Here is a 20242-nt window from a genome sequence, read left to right as displayed (position 1 = left end):
GATAACATACCTTTAATAAACAACTCCTCCGCATAAAGTTACATCTTCATCATAACATACGCATGACTGTCCCCTAGCAACTATCCCAGTAGGTTCAAAAAATTTTATATTGATTACATTTTCTTCTATTGGTATAACTCTCGCCATACTTCCTTTATGAGCACTTCTTGTTTTTACCAAAGCTTCAAACTCTTTATCCCTAGGTTCTGCTATCCAATTAACATCATATACCGTAACTTCATTGACAAATGTATGATTTTTATTCCCAACATAAACAGTATTTGTTTTGCTGTCTAATGATACTACAAATAAAGGCTCTTTATATGCTATTCCAAGACCTTTTCTTTGTCCTACTGTATAATGCCATATTCCCTTATGGTGTCCTAATATTTCATTAGTATCTATATTAATGATATCTCCTTCTCTATCTTCATCAAATAGTCTGCTGTACTCGCCTGCAAAAAAATCCTGACTCTCACTTTTTTCTGCAACTTCCAAATTATACTCTCTTGCCATTTTTCTAGTATCTTCTTTTGTATTTTCATGCATTGGAAATATTATTTTTGATAATTGATTTTGAGTGAGCCTATATAAAAAATATGACTGATCTTTTATCAAATTTTTTCCTCTTAATAATAGATATCTTTTAGTTTTTTCATCATATTTTATTCCAGCATAATGACCAGTAGCAAATTTATCAAATTCTAGTCCCTGTTTTTCTATAGCCTCAAATAAAGCCATAAATTTAATCTGACTATTGCACATAATACAAGGATTAGGAGTAAGTCCTTTTTTGTAAGATTCAGCAACATAATCTATAACTTTTTTTTGAAACATATCGCTCACATCAAAAGCATAATAATCTATGCCTATAGCCTGAGCATATTTCCTGCACTCTTCAACCATCTTTAACTGCGAAGGACTGTAGCATGAACCGCTTAAAGGAGCTCTCTTATCTCCATTCCAAAGAAGCATAGTAACCCCAAATACTTCATTTCCTTTTTCTTTTAATATCTTTGCTGTAGTAGTAGAATCCACTCCTGCACTCATACCAACCGCTATTTTCTCCATACTATATTTCCTTTTATTATATTCATCTATATTTTTTCAGCAGAGCTTTTATTTATCCAGCCCCTAAAATTGCCCTCGGCATAATACCAATTATCATGCTCTTCAATAACCCTTAATTTTTCTCCTTCAGATATTTGCGAAACTATATCCGATTTTGTACTGCTTCCGCTGTATAAATTAGCATTATCAATAGTTACAATATAATCAGAGTTTGCATAACTGCTTAATATTATTAATGGTATAAAAAATACTATTGAAAGCAATATTAAAAAATTATTGATTTTCTTTTTTTTAATAAATAATACTATAAGCATTGTAAAAAATACTAAAAACAATATTAACAGCATATACATGGATATAATAATCACTGAATCATAATCACTGTTTCCATTAATTGAACTTATCATTGATTTTATTTCTTTATCAAAAGGTGAAATATTAAGTGCCTTTTCATAGTAAAGAACAGCATAACCATTGCTTCCTATAGCAGCATAAGAAGAAGCCAAATTATAATACAAATTTTTTGAAATAACATTTGAGGATGCTATATCTTTATATAAATAATTAGCCTCTAAATATTTGCCTTCATTATAAAGTTCATTAGCACTTTCAAATAAATTATTTATTTTTTCCAAATCAGTTTTTGAAGTTATCTGACTATATAAAAAACATGACTGGAATATAAAAAACATTATAATTATTTTTTTCATATTTATTTATTATATTACCCGTATTTATTTTTTTATCTTTAAATCTTTTATATATTTTATTAATTCTGCTGCTTTAGTATGATAATCTTCATTATCAGATGATTTTCCAGAATAAAGCTCATATCTGCATTTATTTATTATATATTTTATTTCATCAATTTTTTCTTTTTCAATATAATCATTTAATTTATTATATATATTATTATCATAGTCTATATTAAACTTATTTTTTATAGTATTAATTAAACTATTTTCTATAAGCCTGCAGTATTCTTTTCTATTATTTTCATTATAGTATTTAATAATATCATCTGTTTCAGAATGCTTATTCTTTTTAATATTAGAAAATAAAAGTTTTAGTTTATCAAATTTATTATTATTATAAATTATAAAAGATAAAGCTATTAATATTATTATATATAAATATACAATTTTCATATTAAATATTTTAAATACTTTATCCTCTTTAACTAGAGTATTTTTTATAGGTATAATATTAAGTTCTTCTCCGTCATTATTAATAAATGAGCTTAAGTTTTGTTTTGTGCCTGATACCATAAGACTAATAGGATTAGAATATATATTGCTATAACTTTTATCATTAGGAGAGAAATAGCAAAAATTAATATTTGATATTACAGAACTTCCTTCATCTTTGGCAACTAATACATACTCTTTGACTTTTCTACCCATCATTTTTTTACCGTCAAACCAATTTGTTTCATATACTTTAGGCTGATATACAGAAAAATAATTAGTTATATTATCATTAATTTTAGGCATAGTTATTATAGAAGTATTACCCTCTCCAGTTACTTCCATTGTTATTAATACCTCTTCACCAACTGAAACATTAGTTTTATTTACTTTTGTATTAAAATTAAAATCCCCCACAGCACCGGAAAAATTATCACCCTCATTTCTTTCTGGAAGAGGAAGAACTTTAACAGTAAACTCATCTTCTCCGTATTCTACACGCTCATTAAAAACAAATCTGCCCTCTTTTTCAAAAACAAAAGGAGTTGTTAATATTCTTTTATCTCCAGTTTTAACAGGATATAAAACTTCTGTTTTCAAAGGTATAGCACTTACTCTTTTGCCGTCTATTATCTCAGTAAAAGAGTTGTACTCGGAAGTTTCAGAATATGAAATAAAATCTGTTCTGTCTGGTATTTTTGAAAATCCTAAAACATTTACAGGAACATGAACATATGCTTTTTGTGTTATATATACAGGCTCGTACAAATAAACTTCTTTTTTATTTATATTATTATCAACATATATATCATCTCCATAATTCATAAAATCTTCAAACTGATTTCCATTTGGAGTATAATTATCATCTCTGTTTCTTACAGGAGCGTCAACTACTTCTATCTTTACAGGATTTGCCACATAGGTATTATTATTTACTTTTACTCTTATATCATCTATATTATAAACACCTTCTTTATTTGCCATATAGGTATAAATGTATGTTTTTATAGTTTTAAATGATCCTGAAGAATACATCATATTGACACTTTGAGATGTACCTCTCAATGTAAAACCGTCTATATCAGGTACTGTAACTCTTCCGGAATTATTGTTAATAGTTACAGACAAACTGAATACTTCTCCAACACCTATCTTTTCATCGGAGAATTTCGCCGTAATACTAGTCTGCGGAAAAAGAGGCAGGCATATAATAAAAAATATCACAAATGTATATCTTAAAATAATATTACCAATCTTTGTCAATTCTTCCTCCGCCATAATACTGATCTCCATTGTCTTTATCTTTTCTAAGCTGTCTTAAAGATTCGAGCAGCCTGTCAATATCAGATTTACTTTCCTCATTATCATTATTGCTGTTGTTATTATTGTTCTGATTATCCTGATTATTATTGCTGCTTTGATTGTCTTGATTATCATTATTGTTTTGGTTGTCCTGATTATTTTGATTATCATTGTTGTTTTGATCGTTCTGATTATTCTGATTGTTTTGATTTCCCTGATTATCATTGTTTTGATTATTCTCATCATTATCGCCAGAGCTTCCATTATTATCATCACTCTGACCGCTTTGATTTTGTTCATTATTCTGCTGACTGCTAGGACCTGTATTATTTTGATTCTGCTGTTCTTCTAATTTTTTATAAGCATATTCTAAAGCCCTTTTTGCATTATTATCATTTGGAGTATTAACGAGCGATTCTACTAATTCATCTATAGCACCTTGATAATCCTGCCCTTCTATCTTTGTTATTCCAGAATTATAATAAATAGCACTTTTTATATCTTTGCTTGTATTTTCTGCAGCACTTTTTTTAGCCATATCAAATAACTGTAATGCACTGTCCAATTCACCAATAGAAGACATAGTAGTACCCATGTTATAAAATATTTCCGGAGAATTAGGTACTTTGCTTAAAGCCTTTTCATACAAACTTACAGCACCCTCATAATCTCCTTTTCTCATAAGTCTGTTTGCTCTGTCTACATCAAACTTTGCAGTTAATTCATTTAATGAAAACGAATATGCATAGCTTACAGATATAATAAATATAAAAATTAATAGTGCAAGTTTTCTCATTATACAAATCCTAATTAAAAAATATAATAAAAAATAATAACAAAAATACTACTGATACAACTTTTCTTTTTTAATGCTAATTTTTTCAGGTTTTATTCTTATCTGCGTTAATATATTAAGTATTCCTGATATCATTATAAAAATCACAGAAATACCCAAAAATATTTGAAATCTCTCTTTATAGCTTCTATTATTTCTAACAGCAGAAACACTATCCATATTTTTTTTCATATCATCAAATATGCTTTCTAATGAAACATTTTCTGCAATATAGCTTTTTCCAAGTGTAGAATCTGCTATTAATTTTAATGTATTATCATCTCTTTTTGAAATAACAGATTTTTCTCTTACTCCCAAATCTGTACTTATAGCAGCACCCTGAGAAGTTCCAACCCCTATAGTATATACACTTATATTCATATCTTTAAGCTCTTTTAATACCTCATCAAAATAACCGCCATGATCCTCTCCGTCAGTTATTAATACTATAGATTTTTTACTTACAGCATCTACATTAAAAGTATTTTTGGCAGTAACCAAAGCATCGGCTATTCTTGTACCCTGAAGAGTAACAGATTTCGTACTCAAATTATCAAGTATATAGGAAAAAGTTTCCATATCCTGAGTAAAAGGACAAGCTATAAAACTAGTTCCCGCAAATCCTACTAATGAAACAGCCAAATTGTCAGTATTTTTTACAAATTTTTCTATTTCTAATTTTGCTCTTTCAAGTCTTGAAGGCCACACATCATCAGCATCCATTGACCTAGACAAATCTAATGCTATTGTTATCATATAATTATCAGTTTTTATTTTCTGCTCTATTATACCCCATTTAGGCTGCATTAATGCAAATATTAGTACAGCTGCTGAAAGTATCATAAATATTATAGAAAATATCCTCAAATTTGATATTCTTTTATAAGCTTTATCATTTTGAAAACTTAAATTTCTTGTAAATAAAGATAATACCTTATGCACTCTCATTCTTGATATAACAAATAATATTATAAGTACTGGTATTAATACATATAAAACTATAAACTTAAAATCACCAAAAAACATTATATTTCCATTTTTTAAATTTGTAATATTATACCTATATTTAGTATAATATCAATAGTATCATTTTGATATAAATAACCATAAATATGTATTTAATGTAATACTAATCATAAATTTATATAGAATTATTAATTTTATTCTCTCTGTTGCCATAGCAATAGATTTTTTTGTTAGAATATTCTACTATTATCTTTATAAAATTCAATATTAAAGGAAGTTTAATGAAAAGAAGAATTATAAAGATAGATGAAGATAAATGTACAGGCTGCGGTATATGTATTCCAGACTGTCCTGAAGGAGCTTTGCAAGTAATAGACGGTAAGGCAAGACTTATAAGCGATTTATTCTGTGACGGATTGGGAGCGTGCATAAAAGCATGTCCTGAAAATGCTATGGAAATAGAAGAAAGAGAAGCTGAAGAATATAATGAAAGTAAAGTTATGGTAAATATAGTTAAAGGCGGAGTTAATGTTATAAAAGCACATTTAAAACATTTAAAAGACCATGGAGAAAATAAGCTCTTTGATGAAGCTGTAAAATACTTAAAAGATAATAATTTGGAGGTGCCTAATATGGAAGAAAATAAAGCCTGCGGATGTCCGGGAAGTATGCAGAGAGATTTAAGAAATCAGTTTAGAGGAGAAAATAATAACAGTAATGTTCAAATGCATTCTGAATTAAGAAACTGGCCTATACAATTAAAATTAGTAAATCCTAATGCCAATTATTTTGACAATTCTGATTTGTTAATAGTTGCTGATTGTGTGCCTTTTTCATATCCTAATTTCCATTCAAGATTTTTAAAAGACAAAACTTTATTAATGTTCTGCCCTAAACTTGATTCAGATATAGACGGATATATAAGCAAACTAGCGAATATATTTACTGAGAAAAATATCAATTCTGTAACTATAGTAAGAATGGAAGTTCCTTGCTGCGGAGGAGTGGAAACAGTCGTAAGAAAGGCTCTTGAAATCGCTCAAAAAAACATCATTATAAAAGAATATACTATTTCTATAGATGGAAGTATCATTTAATTATTTTTTCTGTTTTTTAACTATTTTTTATATTTGGGGGGATAATTCCCCTCAATAATAAATAATAATTCAATTTTATTCATTATATAAATCGTACAGCAATAATAAATTCTTTCTTGAAAAAATATCACTTTATTATAAAATAGTAACCAGTATAAAATTATATTAACAGAGGCTTATGAAATATGAAAATAAAATTAATAAATATATATGTGATAATTGCCATATCATCATTTTTTATCTCCTGTGCCACAACATCAAACAGTTCATCAAGCGGCGTATATGTAGGAGAAGATACAGGAGAAATAGGAATAGTTAATAACTGGAAAAATCCGGATTTTAAAGGCGGAAAAACAACAAAGATAACTGCTGAAGGATTTGCCTCTGCTGACGGAAGAGGCGAAGCTGATGCCATAGAAAGATCAATAGAAAGTGCTAAAAGAAATGCTGTAGAACAGGCAGTGGGTTCCATAGTACAGGGAAGTACATTAGTAGAAAATAATAAACTTATAAGCTCAAAAATATATGATAATACTACAGGTTATATATCATCATATAAAGTTATTAATATTGCAAAAAGCGGAAGTGTATGGTATTCAAAAATAGAGGCTACTGTTGGTGTAGATATGCTTCAGGACAATCTGCAGGCTATGGGCATACTTATGGACAGAAAAAATATGCCTCTTATAGTTACGCTTGTAGTAGATGAAACTGGTAATTTAAGCGAATCTTTTAATACAGAGCTTGAAAAAAATATGAGCGAAAAAGGATTTAAATTTGTAAGTGCTTCATCTCTAAAAAATGCCATGAGAAAAGAAAATATAACATATGAAGATACTTCCCGCTCTTCGGACTCTATAAAAAAAATAGCTAATGCAACAGGTGCACAAATAGTAATATTAGGAAAAGCTGGTGCTTCTTTCTTTACTTCTATAAAAGGTACTGCTATGAAAAGCTACAGAAGCGATGTTGCAATTACTGCTGTTAATATATCCGATTACAGTACAATAGCACGTGCTACTCATCAGGCAGGCGGTGTAGGAGGAAGCGATAAAGACGCTCATTCTATTGCATTAGTTAAATCTGCCGACTATATATCAGATGATTTTGTTAATCAAATAGTACAAAAATGGCAGAGTGAAGTTCAAAATGGAACAGAATACACTATATATGTTAATGGGCTTGATTTTAATGATTCCATAGGTTTTGAAGAGGCATTAAAGAAAAATATAGGAAACTTAAAAAGTGTTTACAACAGAGGAGTATCAGGCTCTTCATCTAAATATGTTGTTACTTATATAGGAAGCAGCAGAGATTTGGCTGTTGATATCAATTCAAAGGCTGGAAGCATGGGATATCAAATTATAATAAGCAGCTTTGATGATAAAACTATTACTTTAAAAGCAAATAAGAGGTAGAATAATTATTTATGAAAGAAAAATTAGTAGTTCACACTTGCTGCGGAGTTTGTATGTCATATCCGCGTACTATACTTGAAGATTATGACAGTATATTTTATTTTTATAATCCTAATATATATCCTATAGAAGAGTATAAAAGAAGAAGAGATGAATTTATCAATTATGCTGATAGTTTGGGAATAAAAACTTATGTTGAAGAAGAAGATAATTCTGTTTCAAATTGGTATGATGATATAAAAGGATTTGAAAATGAACCTGAAAAAGGTGCAAGATGCAGTATTTGTTTTAAGCATAGAATTAAAAGAGCTTTTGAATATGCTAAAAATATCAATGCTAAGTATGTTACTACTGTAATGACGGTAAGCCCCCATAAAAACAGTAAAGTTATAGAGATGATAGGCAATTCTTTAGCAGATGAATACAAAGAAATACAATATCTTCACTTTGACTTTAAGAAAAAAGACGGATTCAAAAAAACAAATATTATAGCGAATAATGCAGGTCTTTACAGGCAGCATTACTGCGGGTGTGAGTTCAGCATACGCAGTTAAAATATTATAATTGTTTTTAAATCTATTGATATGTAATTTTGATAAATTATTTAATGTTATATTTATAACTTCAAATTAATAAAATGCTTGAAAATATTTAAAATTATGATATGATGAAAATGTGTATATATTTTAGGAGTTATTTATCTTAATTATGAAGAACAGAACAGAACAGAACAGAACAGAACAGAACAGAACAGAACAGATAATACTCCAAATTTTATATATTCATTAATAAATTCTTTTCTATATAGTCATTGCAAAAAATCTTATCAAAAACAAAAATTAAAAAATATAATAAATATAAAAAATATAAAGCATAATATCTATGTTATTGCATCAGTATTAAAGTATTTTTCAAAAAAAATTAAATATAAAAAAATATTAGGAGAATATTATTTATGAATAAAATATCAATAATTATATCTTTTGTCTTATTAATTTCATTTTCTTTTTCCTGCAGAAGAAATGTATTTAATCCAAGTATACCTCCAATGACAGAATTTGTAGAAGACCCAATAGCCAATTTGAGCATACCTTCTAAAGATGCAACAGTTAAGGTTATGCCTATTGAATCTTCAATTAATAATACAGATACTCCTGTTGGAGGTAAAGTAGTTTACGGACACTTTGAGCATTATTTTGAGTTTAACGGGCATTACTATCTTACAGCAGCATATAAATATACTTACAATAATAATAATGAAGTAATATGGATTGCTAATAATAATTTAATGGAAAAACCCAATGGTCATATATTGGAAATAGATGTTAATGATAACTTCAAAATGAAAGAAGTTAATATAAATCTAGGAAGAAATAATAATGAATATACAAGGATAGCTAAAATATCTCAAGGAAATGCATATCAAGACGGTACATATGTATATGTGCAGGACTCATCAGCAGGAAATTATTTTAAAACTTCCGACTTCAAAAGCTGGACTGATACATTAAGCACTACACAGCCTGCAGGAACTACAAAAATGGAAGCTGTAGATTTAAATAGAGTGCAGATTACTGCTGATAACGGTGTAACTTATACTTACGTTTACACAGGAGGAGGACTTCAATTCAGTATACAAAGGCTAGATGATAGAATGAAACAGTTAGCTCAAAGATTAGAAACAAAGTTCACATTTAATGAAGAAGATTTTAACAATCATCATATGTTTGATATAGGAATAAACTCTTCAGCAGGAACCGCTGCTGATTTTAGAATAAACCCCACAGAATATATTGAAAATGATACAAATTATGTATGGATAGGAAAACAATCTCCGCATCAAATATGGTTAATGCCTGTAAAAAAAGACGGTAAAGATTATTTAATCAGATTTGTAGAACATTGTAATGGCGGAGGGGCATATACTAAATCAGGATTACAAACAGAAATAAATAAATATAAAACAGAAGCTCAAAATGCATTATCAAAAGCATTAGCTGCTGTTGCTTCAGACAAACCTCAATCAGAAATAGAACAAGCCTGCTATGAATCTATAAAAGCTGATGCTAATTATAAAGTTAATCAATACTTTTATGATGTTGCAACAAAAATGGGAGGATTACAAGGTAATGAATATATTTCACCTAATAAAGCATTAACTCATTATGTAATAGAATTTATTAATATTAAATAGCAATATTGTTAAATTTTATAAATATATACCCAAATAATTATATTTTATAATTTTTAGTTGTTTGGGTATATATGCTGAAATAATTTTATTTTATCAACTGATGTACTTTATGATAATTATCAACTTTTTTGCCACATTGCTGCTTACCTAACATTATCAAGTACCTGCAAATCTAAATTTAAAAAATTATTTTTTTTACAAACTATATTTGTTTAGTTATATAATCAAAATAAGATTTAAATTATTTTGACAATTTTAATTTTATAGTTATTATTATATATAAATAATAAAACATATATAAAGGAAAATATAATGAATAAAAAAGCAAAGGCTATTTTACTATTGTCAGGCGGATTAGACAGTATGCTTGTGGGAGCTATATTAAAAAGAGAAAATATTGATGTTCTTGCTTTGAGATTTGTTACCGGACTGGAATATTCTGTTATAAAAGAAGAGCTTTTAAATATATATAATGAAGATCCTGCTAAAAAAGCTGCAGATTTTCTTAATATACCAATAAGATTTGTTTCATTAAAAGACGTTTATTTGGATATGTTTTTAAATCCTAAATACGGTTACGGAAGTGCTATTAATCCTTGCTTGGACTGCCATATATTAATGCTTAAAACTGCTAAAAAAATTATGGAAGAAGAAGGATTTGATTTTATAGCAACGGGAGAAGTAAGCGGGCAAAGACCTATGAGTCAGAAATCTCAAGATCTTATAAATGCAATAAGAGAAAGCGGACTTGAAGGAAGATTGTTAAGACCATTATCTGCAAAACTTCTGCCTATAACAAAAGCTGAAGAAGAAGGACTTATAAACAGAGAAAATCTATATGATATATATGGAAGATCCAGACATATGCAAATGCAATTAGCAAAAGAGTTTGGCATAACTGATTATCCTGAACCCGCAGGAGCAGGCTGTTCTATAGTAGATAAGGGATATGCTAGAAGATACAATGATTTAATTTCAAATAACGGGAAGGAAATATTAAATTTAGAACTTATGCAGTATCTTGCTATAGGAAGACATATAAGAATAAATAAAAATCTTAAACTTATACTAGGAAGAAATGAAAAAGAAAATGATGCATTAGAGAAAAGAAAAAGAGAAAACTGCATAATATTAAAACCCAATTATAATAAAGGACCTTTCGGATATTTGGAGGTTTATGATAATATTGAAAATGTAAATTATGATGATGTATTAAAATCAGCTACGATAATGGGCTATTTCTCAAAAGAGGATAAAGATACTCTATCTATAAATACTTCATACTACAAAAACGGCAATGAATATAAAAATGAAAACATTGATATAAATAAAGAAGATGCAAAAAATACTGTGTTTCAGCAAATAGTATAAAATAGTAATGCCCTTATAAATAAATATTACTTATAAGGGCACCACTATAACTTTTAGGATATTTTTATTTAACTTACTTTCTTATCGGAATAAATATAACTATCTTTATAAGCTGGTATCTTTTTTATTTCAGACAAAGCCTTTTGAGCTTCTTCGCGTGTATCATATCTTCCAACTTTTAATTTATACATAACCTTACCGTCAGACATAGTTTCTTCTTTAATAAAAGCCTTAGGAAATTTAGATTTCAAACTATCTCTTGCTGAGTAAGTATTATCTTTATCATAACCAACTGCAACTTGTATAAAGTATATAGAGTCAGAAGATGATGATCTTGTATAAGGTACTCTAGTAGTAGCAGAGCTTGATGTCGATGTAACAGGTGCTATGCTTGCAAGCTGCTGAGGAGGTGTGTATGTGGTGTTAGGTGCTTGACCTGCTGTTTCTTTTTCTTTAATATCTTCGTTAATAGCATCTAATTCTGAAGCTAAATTCTGAGTATACTCATTATATCTGTCAGCAGAAGTATTGCCCTCTCTTATAATGCTTGAATTATCATATTCGCTTAAAGCAGCAGTATTATTATTAGGAACATCAGCAGTGCTTATTTCTGTAGACATACTTTCAGACTGCTCAGCTCCTCTCATTAATGCTTCAATAGAATCGCTTGAAGTATTACTCACTTGTACAGGTTTAGATCCGCCCAAATGAAAACCTAATACAAAAATAAATAGTATCAAAGCTGCAGCACTAATAGAAAATACCAATAATCTTATAGGTGTAAAATTGACTATATAAAGAGTTTTTCTTCTGCTAAATTGATTAGTATTATTAGTAGAAGATCCTTTTTCTTCTGTGTTTTGATTTAACTCCATAATGCCTTCCTAATTTTTTTGAGATTATAATTAAATTATTATAATCTTTCATGTTGTTTATTAGAATATCGGCATTGAACTTATTATTTTTAACATCTCTTTGCATTTTTAGACGCTTTCTTGCTTCATGTTCAGAAATATTTCTGCTTTTTTTCATTCTCTTTATGATATCAGAAGTTTTAGAATTAACATATATAAGACTTGTGCACATAAAGCGTATTTTACTTCTCATAATAAGTGCTGCTTCTATAACAACATCTTTGCAAGAGGAATCTATCAATTCCTTTACTCTATTTTCTATATAAGGATAATTAATTTCTTCTAATCTTCTTAATTTTTTAAAATTATTAAATACAACAGCACCTAATTTTTTTCTGTCTATATTACCGCTGCCATCTAATATATCTGATGAAAACTCGCCTACTATATTATCTTTATTATTTATTAATGCCTCATGACCTATTAAATCAGCATCAATATATAAAGCATTCATCTCTTTGGCAAGCATTTTAGAAAAAGAACTCTTGCCCGAACATATAAGCCCGTATACACCTATGATATTTTTATTATTATCCATTTTTACTGCATATTTGTATTTGTACTCTGAACAGATGTATTTGTTATATAAGGCATAACTATTTGATTTAAGTTAATTTTATTTAAAAGCCTTCCGTCTATAAGTTTAGCCAAAGATACATTTTCATCTGCTGTTATAATTTTTATCATACCTATAGAACTGTTGTATCCTCTGTCTGCTAAATCAGTTCTAGGTTCTGTTGTATTATATACAAGCATATTCATATTATTGCTTATGCCCTGCATTTTACCAGCATTTATATATATATTATCATTATGAATCTTTATTATTTTAGAATAGAAAGGTATAGAATTATTGATAACTCTTCCAGCCATAACAGCCGCACCCATCATTTTTTCTCTGCCTCTAGTAGTAATAGTGAAATTAGTAATAGACTTTTCACTTTTTACATCAACTAAATCAAGCATAATAGTAAAAGTATCATCATTCTGAAAAACAGATCCTTTCAAAAAATAATCAGCATTTCTTGTATTTAATTCTCTGTATAAATCTCTAGTTTCATAATAATTAGTATACATATCAATTACATTAAATCTTCCAAACTGAGGTAATACATATGATAAAGTTTGATATAATGAAGTATTCAAAAACATAGGACTATCTTTCTGAGCAGTAATTGTATCAGCTATAGCAACAGTAAAACCTGATTTTTCTATATTGTACTGCTCTATACCCCAAGATTTTGACGCTATATTTTTGTCTAATCTTCTTTTATAGCTGTCATATTTATATATAATAGATTTCTCTTCTGGATTTACATTTTTAGCTATTTCCAATTCTTCCAAAGACTTCTCTTCCAAACCCATTCTTCTATATACATCAGAAAGCATTAATCTAGCATAAGTATTAGCCGGATTTAATCTCAACATATGTTTTAAATAAGCCTGAGCTCTTACATTATCTGCAAGTCTTGTATAATAAGAAGCCAAATTACCATAGTATAATGCGGCTCTGTCTCTTTCATAATCTGGGGTAGGATTTGTATGAATAAGCACTCTTTCATAAGCAAGCCTTCCAAGCTCATCTTCCGGTTTAGCTTTAAGATAATTTATATATGCACCTTTAGCCCTTACATAATTGTCAGCTCCCTCATAAACGCTGCCTATATAATAATATTTATAATTATTTCTAAAACTAGTATCAGGCATATATTCTAATATAGCGATAGCTTCATCATATCTATTTAAAGAAATTAATATATTTGCTTTTAATATTTCAGCATCACTATAATTTGTATAATAAAATAATGCATTATTTACTTCATTTAAAGCGGCATTGTATTGTTTATTTAAATAACGGTAATTAGCCAAATGATAGTACGACTCTGCCATTCTAGGATTATTAGTCATATTTTCATTAAAAAGATTCAAAGCCGTTTCATTGCTTCCTATAGCAAGATATAAATAAGCTAAAGCCGTTGTAGCTTCTGGTCTTACTCTGTCTATAACTCTAGCTCTTTCATACATACTCATAGCAGTTTTATAATATCCTGCCCTTTCGCTTAATACTCCTTCAGCATAACTTGCAAGATAGTTTTTACTGTCTAAATTCTTTATTGTATTGGCAGTAGTTCTAGCTTCTGAGTTTCTATTGTTTAAAAGTTCTATAGTAAGTTTTCTTTCAAGGAGCCTGTAATTTCTTGAATGATAACGTTCTGCATCTGATATTAAGGTTTCCGCCATAGAGAAATTATTAAGTTTTATATAATTATCTATTAGAAGCAAATAAGCGTCTAAATCACTAGGCTTAACATTAAGAGCTTCTAATATATTTATAGAATCTTCATAATTTCTTTCATTGTATAGTTTTAAAGCATTTTCTACAGTATTCTGAGAAAAAGCTGAAAAACTAAATATACAGAAAATAAAAAGATTTATTAATAATCTTTTATTATTTTTCTTCATAATATTTTTCTTCATATCAAAAATAACACCTTATCTCATAGTATTTCTTGCTTGTATTTGGCGTCTTAAGAAAGCAGGCTTTTCCAAATCTGTATCGGTTACGGCTGTCTCTCCAAATATAGCCATTTTTGAACCCAATTTATTATGTTTATCCATATAATCATCTGATACTATATCAAACGGTCTTTTGTAATCAGAATGAGGGTTATTATGTTTTTCCTCATCTTCAAAACGCATTTCCTCCGCTATTTTTTCGGCTGCTATGCTATGAATAGTAGATCTTTTAGTTTCATATCTTTGAGTATTATCAGCAGCTGTTCTATTAAACTCCTCTTTCATAATTTCTTCTCTAATATTATATTCTGCCTCTTCACCATTACTATATATATTCTCATTCATATTAGTAAATCTATTTGATTTAGTTATAAGAGGTTTTCTAAGAGTTTTTATCTTATTCTCAAAACTATAATGTTCCGGATTTTTTTCATCTATTATTATTTGTTCTTTTACTATTTCTTCTTTTATTATATCAGCTTTAATTTCTTCTTTCTTAATCTCATCTTTTACTTCAAGAGTATTATTAGAAGTATTCAATTCAACTTCCTTTTCTGCCTCTGGTTCTTTAACTATTGTATTAATGCTGTCTATTTCAGTAATATTTTCTGTTCTATTATCTGATAATATTTTACTTTCAGATGCAATTTTTTCATCAGTATATATTTTTTTAGTGTTTTCTTCCTGAAATAATTTATTTACTGTATTATCAGCATCTGCTATATTATCGGAAGTTTCATTTTCTTCTATTTTATTTTCTTTAACTTCTTCAACTTCTTTTTTTATTTCTGTATCAATTTCTTTTTTATTGGTGACTTCACTATTAGAAGATTTAGAAGATAATGAATTATTAGAATTATTAACAGAGGAGCTGTTATTATAAGACGTATTTCTTGATATATTAAATCTGTCATTAGCATTTTCATCATTATTTTTTTCATCATAATCTTTTTGTATATTAGCATCAAAACCAGTAGCTACTATAGTAACAATAATTTCATCTTTAAGTTCTTCTTTAGGACAAACACCTATTTTTATATTAGCATTTTCATTAGCATAATTATTAATAATTTTGCTTGCTTCTCTGTATTCTTTCATAGCAAAATCTTTAGGACATACTATATTTGCAAGTATACCTCTTGCATTTTTTATGCTTGATACATCTAAAAGCGGATTTTCAAATGCATTAGTAATAGCTTTTTGAAGTCTGTCATCACCTTTTCCAACACCTATGCCTAAATGAGCCCTTCCATTAGAAAGAGATATCATAGTTTTTACATCGGCAAAGTCTACATTGATAAATCCAGTTTGAGTAATTATATCGGATATTCCCTGAACTCCCTGACGAAGTATATCATCTACAACTGATAAAGCCTGTTCATAGCTGTAATTATCCATATCAACCATATCATATAGGTTTTCATTAGGTATTATTATAAGAGAATCCACTACAGTAAGCATTTTATCTATACCAGATTCAGCACGGCTCATTTTTAATTTGCCCTCATAATCAAAAGGTTTAGTAACGACACCTATAGTTAAAGCTCCAGCCTTTTTAGCTGCCTCTGCAACAACTGGGCTTGCTCCTGTTCCAGTACCGCCTCCGAAACTGCTTGCTATAAATACTAAATTAGCACCATTTACAAGTTCTTCTATTTTAGCAATATCTTCTCTTGCAGCTTCAGCACCTTTTTCCGGGTCGGTACCAGCACCTAATCCCTGAGTTATTCTGTCGCCTAAAACCACTCTAGTAGGAGCATTAGAACGGGAAAGTGCCTGAGCATCTGTATTCATAGCAATAAATTCAACATTTTCTAATCCCTCTTCTATCATTCTGTTTACAGCATTACAGCCGCCGTTTCCGACTCCTATTACTTTTATTACTGTATCCAAAGAAGGACTATTATTAAATGTCATTTTTTCTCTCCCTTTATTGTTATCTGCCAACTCTATACGATAGTTAGGATTCATTGCCTACTCCTAAAAGTTATAATATATATTTATCAAATTTAGAAAATTGATACTATACTCATATTTTATTTAATAAACATAATTATATTAACATAATTGTCAAATTCTGCAAGTAGCAAAAATAAAAAAATATCTTATTATGTTAATCGGAATATTCTATTCTTATATAACAAAAAATTATTATGTTAATTAAATATTTTTAAAATATTTGAGTTATTATAGATTTTAATATATACTAATAGAGAATTAATACTATTTACAATAAAAGAGAAATTTATGAACATACATTTACATACTTTCGGATGCCGACTAAATCAATATGAAAGCGAAAAAATTTCATATGAATTAAAAAATATGGGTGCCAACATCACCGAATTAGATAATGCCGAGGCAATAGCTATAAATACATGCACTGTTACTAATGACAGTGATAAAAAACTCATTGCATATTTAGAGAAACTTGGAGATTTATCACAAAAAAAAGTATTTTTAATAGGCTGCTATGTTTCAAAAAAAGATAAAGATTCTTCCATTATAAAGGACAATATTATACTTATACCAAATGAAAAAAAAGAAGAGGCTTCTGAAATAATATTTAATACTATGCATAACAACTCTGAAAATAAAATAAATAATCCAATATTTTTTCCTCAAGAGCAAAGCAGAGCATATTTAAAAATACAGGACGGATGCGAAGTATTCTGTACATACTGCATAGTTTCAAGAGTAAGGGGAAGTCATAGAAGCGTAGAGCCTCAAAAAATATTTGATGCTGTAAAAATGGCTAATGATTACGGATATAAGGAGATAGTATTAACTGGTCTTAATTTGGGGTCATACAACTATAACAATGAAATTAGCTTCTATAATATACTCACTCAAATATTAGAACATTCTTCAAAATACGGCATTAGAATAAGGCTTTCATCTGTAGAACCTCTTTATTTTGATGACAACCTTATAAGTCTATTTAAAAATGATGATGTACTTTGTCCGCATGCACATATACCTCTTCAGTCTGGAAGCAACAAAATACTTAAACTAATGAACAGAAGATACACAAGAGAAGATTATCTCTCAGTTACAGAAAAACTATATAAAACTAATTCCAATATGGCAATAAGCAGCGATGTAATGGTAGGTTTTCCTCATGAAGAAAATACAGATTTTAATGATACTTATGATTTATGCGAAAAGTCAAAATTTATAAAGATTCACATATTTAGATATTCTAACAGAGAAAACACCCCTTCATCAAAAATGGACTCTCAAGTAGGATACAGAACAAAATTAAAAAGAGCTAAAATATTAAATACTCTAAATGGTAAATTAAAAGATTTATATTACAAAAATGCTGAAGGAAGAGATTTAAAAATAGTCATAGAAAAAACTTTATCAGACAATAACTATATAGGTACAAGTGGCGAATACTTAAAATGCAAACTTCATAGTGAATCCTCTCTAAATAAAAAAGAACTTACAAGTGTAAAGGCATTAAAATATGAAGGAGGTATTATGCTCTGCAACTGAATACAATATAAGGATAATAATTATGAATAAAATAGAAGGTAAACCTAAAACATTAAAAGAATTATTGCAAAATACAAAATATACTATCCATTATTATCAAAGAGAATATATGTGGCAAGAAAAACATATAGGTGAATTAATTGAAGATATTACATCAGAATTTTTAGAATATTATAAAGATGTACATACGCGTCAAGATGTAGCAAATTATGGCGGATATTTCATGGGTTCAATTGTTTTAGCAGGAAGAGAAAACGCCATAATTGATGGTCAGCAGCGTTTATCATCTTTAACATTATTATTAATTTATCTTAATAATAAGTTAAAAGAAATAAATGAAACTCATGATAGTATTCCTTTTATGATATTTTCTCAGTCTTTTGGAATAAAATCATTTAACATAAATATAGATGAAAGAAAAGAATGTATGGAGGCAATTTTTAACAATAAGGAATTTGATACAATCAATTCTAATGAATCAGTAAAAAATTTATATAAAGGTTATCAATATATAAGTGATATATTTCCAGATGATATTACAGAAAAAAATTTACTACATTTTTGTGATTGGCTTATAGAAAAACTTTTTTTCATTGAAATTGTTGCTTCTACTGAACAAGATGCTCACAAAATATTTATAAGTATGAATGACAGAGGTTTAAGTTTAACTTCTACAGAAATGCTTAAAGGATACATACTTTCTGAAATAAAAGATGATAAAGAAAGAGAAGAACTTAATTTAAAATGGAAAGAAAAAATACTCAGTTTAAAAGAAAATGATAATAAAGAAGATGAAACATTCATAAAAGTATGGTTAAGATCCCAATATGCTGATACTATTCGTCAGGGTAAATCAGGTGCTGAAAATAAAGATTTTGAAATTATAGGTGGCGAATTTCATAAATGGGTTCGTGATGAAAAAGATAAATTAGGATTAAAAATATCTAAAGATTATAAAGATTTTATTGAAAAATTTTTATATTTTGCTGATATATATAAAACAATAAAAAATTATGAATGTACATATAATAAAAAATACAAATATATATTTTATAATGATAAACTTGATTTTACTTTTCAAATGCAATTATTACTTGCTTCTATATGTTATAAAGATGATATGCAAACCGTATCTCAAAAAATAATATTAGTTTCTAAATTTATAGAATTTTATATTTTATCAAGAACACTTAATTACAGCAGAGTTACATATAATACAATAAAATATACTATATTTAATATAACAAAAAATATAAGAAACTCTAATTCTAATATAAACGTATTAAAAAATACTTTAAAAATAGAATACAAAACTTTAAAGTTAAATATTTCTGAAACATTAAATAATTTATATTTAAATAATTTTAATAAAAAATATTTAAAACATTTCTTAGCACATATAATTTCATTTATAGAAGAAAAAATTTCACAGCCTGAAAATTATGTTAATTATATGAATAATGAAACTAAAAATCCTTATGAAATAGAACATATTATATCTAATCATTATGAATGGTTTAAAAATGAATATTCAAGTAAAGAAGAATTTGAAAATTACAGAAATAAAATCGGAGCGTTACTATTATTACCTAAAAGCATCAACGCAAGTTTAAATGATAGTAATTATGAAGAAAAGATAAAAAAATATTCACAAGAAAATATATATGCTTCATCTTTAAATATAATAACTTATAAAAATAATCCGCAATTTAAACAATTTCAAAATGAATATAATATTAATTTTGAGCACTATTCAAAATTTGGAAAAATAGAAATAGAAAAACGAACCAAATTATTAATAAAATTATTTAACATAATATGGAATAAAAATATGTTCTCATAAAATTGTTTCAAAAAAATGAAGAGTAA

Annotated in this window: 16 protein-coding genes; 7 read left to right on the top strand and 9 right to left on the bottom strand. The window is 27.8% G+C overall.

Annotation, left to right across the window (positions count from 1 at the left end):
- Positions 1 to 12 precede the first annotated feature (12 nt).
- Genes mnmA through BMUR_RS12280 form a run of 5 tightly spaced genes read right to left on the bottom strand, consistent with a single transcriptional unit; the run spans position 13 to position 5421 of the window.
- Positions 13 to 1071 (bottom strand): tRNA 2-thiouridine(34) synthase MnmA, encoded by a 1059-nt coding sequence (gene mnmA / locus BMUR_RS12300; RefSeq protein ID WP_013114867.1) that lies wholly within the window; start codon positions 1069 to 1071, stop codon positions 13 to 15.
- 26 nt (positions 1072 to 1097) lie between these two features.
- Positions 1098 to 1781, bottom strand: a complete 684-nt coding sequence (locus BMUR_RS12295) for a tetratricopeptide repeat protein (RefSeq protein WP_013114866.1) — start codon at positions 1779 to 1781, stop codon at positions 1098 to 1100.
- 24 nt (positions 1782 to 1805) lie between these two features.
- Complete coding sequence (locus tag BMUR_RS12290) at positions 1806 to 3536, bottom strand: BatD family protein (protein WP_013114865.1); 1731 nt, start codon at positions 3534 to 3536, stop codon at positions 1806 to 1808.
- Complete coding sequence (locus tag BMUR_RS12285) at positions 3505 to 4356, bottom strand: tetratricopeptide repeat protein (RefSeq protein ID WP_013114864.1); 852 nt, start codon at positions 4354 to 4356, stop codon at positions 3505 to 3507. Before BMUR_RS12285 ends, BMUR_RS12290 begins: the two co-directional genes overlap by 32 nt.
- Positions 4357 to 4404: 48 nt before the next feature.
- The gene (locus tag BMUR_RS12280) at positions 4405 to 5421 is read right to left on the bottom strand and encodes a vWA domain-containing protein (RefSeq protein ID WP_013114863.1); all 1017 of its coding nucleotides are present in this window, start codon (positions 5419 to 5421) and stop codon (positions 4405 to 4407) included.
- 221 nt (positions 5422 to 5642) lie between these two features.
- Between BMUR_RS12280 and BMUR_RS12275 the strand changes: the two genes are divergently transcribed.
- From BMUR_RS12275 to BMUR_RS12255, 5 genes are all read left to right on the top strand, one after another.
- The gene (locus BMUR_RS12275; protein WP_013114862.1) at positions 5643 to 6458 is read left to right on the top strand and encodes an ATP-binding protein; all 816 of its coding nucleotides are present in this window, start codon (positions 5643 to 5645) and stop codon (positions 6456 to 6458) included.
- A 185-nt stretch (positions 6459 to 6643) separates the two neighbouring features.
- Complete coding sequence (locus BMUR_RS12270) at positions 6644 to 7876, top strand: DUF6175 family protein (protein ID WP_013114861.1); 1233 nt, start codon at positions 6644 to 6646, stop codon at positions 7874 to 7876.
- A gap of 11 nt (positions 7877 to 7887) precedes the next feature.
- Complete coding sequence (locus tag BMUR_RS12265) at positions 7888 to 8430, top strand: epoxyqueuosine reductase QueH (protein ID WP_013114860.1); 543 nt, start codon at positions 7888 to 7890, stop codon at positions 8428 to 8430.
- Between the two features lie 401 nt (positions 8431 to 8831).
- Entirely contained in the window at positions 8832 to 10070 is a 1239-nt protein-coding gene (locus tag BMUR_RS12260) for a hypothetical protein (protein ID WP_013114859.1), read from the top strand.
- A gap of 312 nt (positions 10071 to 10382) precedes the next feature.
- Positions 10383 to 11441, top strand: coding sequence for a thiamine biosynthesis protein (locus BMUR_RS12255; RefSeq protein ID WP_013114858.1), 1059 nt, complete (start codon positions 10383 to 10385; stop codon positions 11439 to 11441).
- Positions 11442 to 11509: 68 nt separating this feature from the next.
- Here BMUR_RS12255 and BMUR_RS12250 read toward each other — a convergent pair whose 3' ends face one another.
- The 4 genes from BMUR_RS12250 to ftsZ are packed head-to-tail and all read right to left on the bottom strand — an operon-like array spanning position 11510 to position 16843.
- Positions 11510 to 12316 carry an SPOR domain-containing protein gene (locus tag BMUR_RS12250; RefSeq protein ID WP_013114857.1) on the bottom strand — a complete coding sequence of 269 codons (807 nt, stop codon included), beginning with the start codon at positions 12314 to 12316 and terminating at the stop codon, positions 11510 to 11512.
- Positions 12273 to 12893: a dephospho-CoA kinase gene (gene coaE / locus BMUR_RS12245; RefSeq protein ID WP_013114856.1), complete on the bottom strand. Its 621-nt coding sequence runs from the start codon at positions 12891 to 12893 to the stop codon at positions 12273 to 12275. Before coaE ends, BMUR_RS12250 begins: the two co-directional genes overlap by 44 nt.
- A 2-nt stretch (positions 12894 to 12895) precedes the next feature.
- Positions 12896 to 14833, bottom strand: coding sequence for a tetratricopeptide repeat protein (locus tag BMUR_RS12240; RefSeq protein ID WP_013114855.1), 1938 nt, complete (start codon positions 14831 to 14833; stop codon positions 12896 to 12898).
- A 15-nt stretch (positions 14834 to 14848) separates the two neighbouring features.
- Positions 14849 to 16843 carry a cell division protein FtsZ gene (ftsZ, locus tag BMUR_RS12235; protein WP_013114854.1) on the bottom strand — a complete coding sequence of 665 codons (1995 nt, stop codon included), beginning with the start codon at positions 16841 to 16843 and terminating at the stop codon, positions 14849 to 14851.
- Positions 16844 to 17119: 276 nt separating this feature from the next.
- On the opposite strand from ftsZ, the gene mtaB reads away from it, so the two are divergent.
- Both mtaB and BMUR_RS12225 read left to right on the top strand, forming a co-directional pair.
- On the top strand, positions 17120 to 18373 hold the full coding sequence (gene mtaB, locus BMUR_RS12230) for a tRNA (N(6)-L-threonylcarbamoyladenosine(37)-C(2))-methylthiotransferase MtaB (RefSeq protein ID WP_013114853.1): 1254 nt from the start codon (positions 17120 to 17122) through the stop codon (positions 18371 to 18373).
- Positions 18374 to 18395: 22 nt separating this feature from the next.
- Positions 18396 to 20216, top strand: coding sequence for a DUF262 domain-containing protein (locus BMUR_RS12225; protein WP_013114852.1), 1821 nt, complete (start codon positions 18396 to 18398; stop codon positions 20214 to 20216).
- Positions 20217 to 20242: the final 26 nt, after the last annotated feature.

Origin of the sequence: Brachyspira murdochii DSM 12563, assembly GCF_000092845.1 — a bacterium.
In the GTDB taxonomy this organism is placed as follows: Bacteria; Spirochaetota; Brachyspiria; order Brachyspirales; family Brachyspiraceae; genus Brachyspira; species Brachyspira murdochii.
The sequence above is the reverse complement of the archived record's forward strand: the minus strand, read 5'-3'. Positions and strand labels throughout refer to the sequence as shown.

What these genes read in the sequence shown, in the direction of transcription:
- mnmA (WP_013114867.1), bottom strand. Translation starts at nt 1,071, where the DNA reads ATGGAGAAAATAGCGGTTGGTATGAGTGCAGGAGTGGATTCTACTACT.
- BMUR_RS12290 (WP_013114865.1), bottom strand. Translation starts at nt 3,536, where the DNA reads ATGGCGGAGGAAGAATTGACAAAGATTGGTAATATTATTTTAAGATAT.
- BMUR_RS12240 (WP_013114855.1), bottom strand. Translation starts at nt 14,833, where the DNA reads ATGAAGAAAAATATTATGAAGAAAAATAATAAAAGATTATTAATAAAT.
- BMUR_RS12265 (WP_013114860.1), top strand. Translation starts at nt 7,888, where the DNA reads ATGAAAGAAAAATTAGTAGTTCACACTTGCTGCGGAGTTTGTATGTCA.
- BMUR_RS12225 (WP_013114852.1), top strand. Translation starts at nt 18,396, where the DNA reads ATGAATAAAATAGAAGGTAAACCTAAAACATTAAAAGAATTATTGCAA.
- ftsZ (WP_013114854.1), bottom strand. Translation starts at nt 16,843, where the DNA reads ATGAATCCTAACTATCGTATAGAGTTGGCAGATAACAATAAAGGGAGA.
- BMUR_RS12275 (WP_013114862.1), top strand. Translation starts at nt 5,643, where the DNA reads ATGAAAAGAAGAATTATAAAGATAGATGAAGATAAATGTACAGGCTGC.
- BMUR_RS12260 (WP_013114859.1), top strand. Translation starts at nt 8,832, where the DNA reads ATGAATAAAATATCAATAATTATATCTTTTGTCTTATTAATTTCATTT.
- BMUR_RS12250 (WP_013114857.1), bottom strand. Translation starts at nt 12,316, where the DNA reads ATGGAGTTAAATCAAAACACAGAAGAAAAAGGATCTTCTACTAATAAT.
- BMUR_RS12295 (WP_013114866.1), bottom strand. Translation starts at nt 1,781, where the DNA reads ATGAAAAAAATAATTATAATGTTTTTTATATTCCAGTCATGTTTTTTA.
- mtaB (WP_013114853.1), top strand. Translation starts at nt 17,120, where the DNA reads ATGAACATACATTTACATACTTTCGGATGCCGACTAAATCAATATGAA.
- BMUR_RS12280 (WP_013114863.1), bottom strand. Translation starts at nt 5,421, where the DNA reads ATGTTTTTTGGTGATTTTAAGTTTATAGTTTTATATGTATTAATACCA.
- BMUR_RS12270 (WP_013114861.1), top strand. Translation starts at nt 6,644, where the DNA reads ATGAAAATAAAATTAATAAATATATATGTGATAATTGCCATATCATCA.
- coaE (WP_013114856.1), bottom strand. Translation starts at nt 12,893, where the DNA reads ATGGATAATAATAAAAATATCATAGGTGTATACGGGCTTATATGTTCG.
- BMUR_RS12285 (WP_013114864.1), bottom strand. Translation starts at nt 4,356, where the DNA reads ATGAGAAAACTTGCACTATTAATTTTTATATTTATTATATCTGTAAGC.
- BMUR_RS12255 (WP_013114858.1), top strand. Translation starts at nt 10,383, where the DNA reads ATGAATAAAAAAGCAAAGGCTATTTTACTATTGTCAGGCGGATTAGAC.